Below are 2,144 nucleotides of genomic sequence, written 5' to 3'. Positions count from 1 at the left end.
TTAACTCCAGCTCACGCTGCCCATGATGGCCGTTTATTTGTCCTGAGGCGGCTGACAACGTTCATCGTTCAACATCCCCTCGGCACTGCCTGGATCTACCCTGAAGCTTTCTGCCAGTTTTCCATCGGCAGTGACATCAATACGGGTGGCGGTGGTGATCGCCTTGAACAGCGAGCTCCACTCCGCCACCTTGGCGTCGGTATCATCAGGAACAACATAACTTACCTTGTCTATCGTCAACGTGATGCTGCTACCTAAGTATGAATCAAAATGTGATGTAAATCTCATCCAGGTCGGTATGGATGATACTGTGGAGCAGTTTACCTCCAGAACCTTGCTCTTATCGTGATTTCCCAGTGAATAAATATTCCCCTTGTCCAGCGCCCACCTGCTCACATAATTTTTTCTGTTAAGTTCCTCTGCTGCTTCCCTTTCTTTCGCGGCTGTGGCCTTGGCCTTTTCCCACGACGGCTTGTTCGGCCCGGAGAACTCTTTCTGCGCCGACCAATACCCTATCGGATACTGTTTGACCAGTGTTCCCCCCACCCCGATGTCGACAGAGAGATACTGCCCGTTATGGTAAGTGCCTTCCACGATATATCCGTTGGGGCTGCAGGTACCGGTATCAAGCTTTTTGTAGGAGGCACTTTCACGCTCCGTAATGAATAAATTCCCCAATGCGCACCCGCTGTTGGATTGACGGTTGACCAGCGCCACATAGTGGCGGGTTTTGGCGATGACGACACACTGCTTGCTGTCCTGCCCGCACCGTTCCCACAGCGGGGTATTGGTATCATCGGTAAATTCCCAGATCGTGTTGGCAGGGGGAGCAGAGGCGTAAGCGTTACCCGTGAGCATACCCACGACAATGATGGCGGCTGTTCTGTTCATATTGATATTCCCTGGTTTATAAGGTGGATTGCCCGTTGGCACGGTGAATGACGTGATTGGACTGACGCCACACGGGCTTTCGTTCCACGGTGGGAAGTGTTGCCGGTGCGGCGACTGTGAGGTTTTTGCCTATTCTTTTCCGGCTATATTGACGGTAAAAGGCTTGAAGTCGCGAGAACCCAGTTCACTGGGAGGGAGTACTTGCTTTTTACCGTTCACGGTCTCGGTAACGCGGGTTACGTTGATGATCAGGTTGTCTTTACAATAGTCTTCTCCAATAAGCTGCGCGGTCTGGTAGCGTGTGGCTTCCGAGTCACTGAACGGCTCAACCTCAAGGGTGTCGCTATCCAGCCGTTTCCCGGATTTATCCAGCACATCGACAGCAATCTCCAGACGACCAATGCCCCGCCCACTGCCATCGCTTCCACCCCCATCTAGGGTGAAGGTCGCCGCGCACATCCCCTGATTGGCCCAGACCGTATCGGAATGCCACAGTTCAATCACCGCCCATGACGGCAGCGATAGGGCAGACAACCCCGCCAGCAGAGCCGTATTCACTAACGCTTTTCTTATCACTGTTTTTTCCTCTTTAGCATGACACACGTTGATGGGTGTCCCCTTCATCGCCTTGATTTAGACATCATGACAATGATCCAGTAACCCGCGAGCAGCCCCAGGGGGATCCCCACAAAGGGGGTAACGACCACGCTGGTAAATCCGGCCACTGCGCCAAACCCCAGCACCGGTGCCAATATTCTGATGAGAGTGATGATAATCACGCTGCCGACTTTGGATTTGTGTAACACGATGATGATCAGTACTAAAAATATCGCCGCGATAAATGGCATGGTTCCCTCTCTGGAAGACTCAACCCTCACTTGGCAAGGCATCTGAGCACTCACGTGTTCAACGCCTTGTCCTTATCGTCATAACCTCTGTAACCCGTTATGAATTAATGACAATTCTTCTTTTCCCTGGTGTGGCCAATAAACCAATTAATAGAATATAACGATCAATAATCTATCATCGATCGTTTGTAACGATCAATATTGGTGATTATGATGTGTGAGAAACAGACGACGATGGATAAGAACCACACCGTCTCAACGCACTGCCCAGAGGGAGCCTGAGGAGGCGGATTGACGTGGTTGAATGCAGGACGCAGGTGCGAATGAAAATGATTTCAGACAGATATTATCCCCCTGACAACCGCAGCGACGGTGGCGAACCAACGCGTTCACTGCCGTCGTTTC

General features: G+C 51.5%; 3 protein-coding genes. All 3 read right to left on the bottom strand.

What is annotated here, in order from left to right; all coding sequences use genetic code 11:
- Positions 1-33: 33 nt before the first annotated feature.
- On the bottom strand, positions 34-891 hold the full coding sequence (locus AC2A1E_RS23990) for a hypothetical protein (RefSeq protein ID WP_484385842.1): 858 nt from the start codon (positions 889-891) through the stop codon (positions 34-36).
- 129 nt (positions 892-1,020) lie between these two features.
- Entirely contained in the window at positions 1,021-1,467 is a 447-nt protein-coding gene (locus AC2A1E_RS23985; protein ID WP_484385841.1) for an IrmA family protein, read from the bottom strand.
- A gap of 44 nt (positions 1,468-1,511) precedes the next feature.
- Positions 1,512-1,739, bottom strand: coding sequence for a hypothetical protein (locus AC2A1E_RS23980; protein WP_484385840.1), 228 nt, complete (start codon positions 1,737-1,739; stop codon positions 1,512-1,514).
- Positions 1,740-2,144: the final 405 nt, after the last annotated feature.

Source organism: Serratia sp. HNCC26DJ206, from assembly GCF_057180605.1.
Note: the sequence above shows the minus strand (reverse complement) of the source record. Positions and strands in the feature narration are given on the sequence as shown.

Coding starts and splice junctions, on each gene's coding strand:
- AC2A1E_RS23990 (WP_484385842.1), bottom strand. CDS start 891: ATGAACAGAACAGCCGCCATCATTGTCGTGGGTATGCTCACGGGTAAC.
- AC2A1E_RS23980 (WP_484385840.1), bottom strand. CDS start 1,739: ATGCCATTTATCGCGGCGATATTTTTAGTACTGATCATCATCGTGTTA.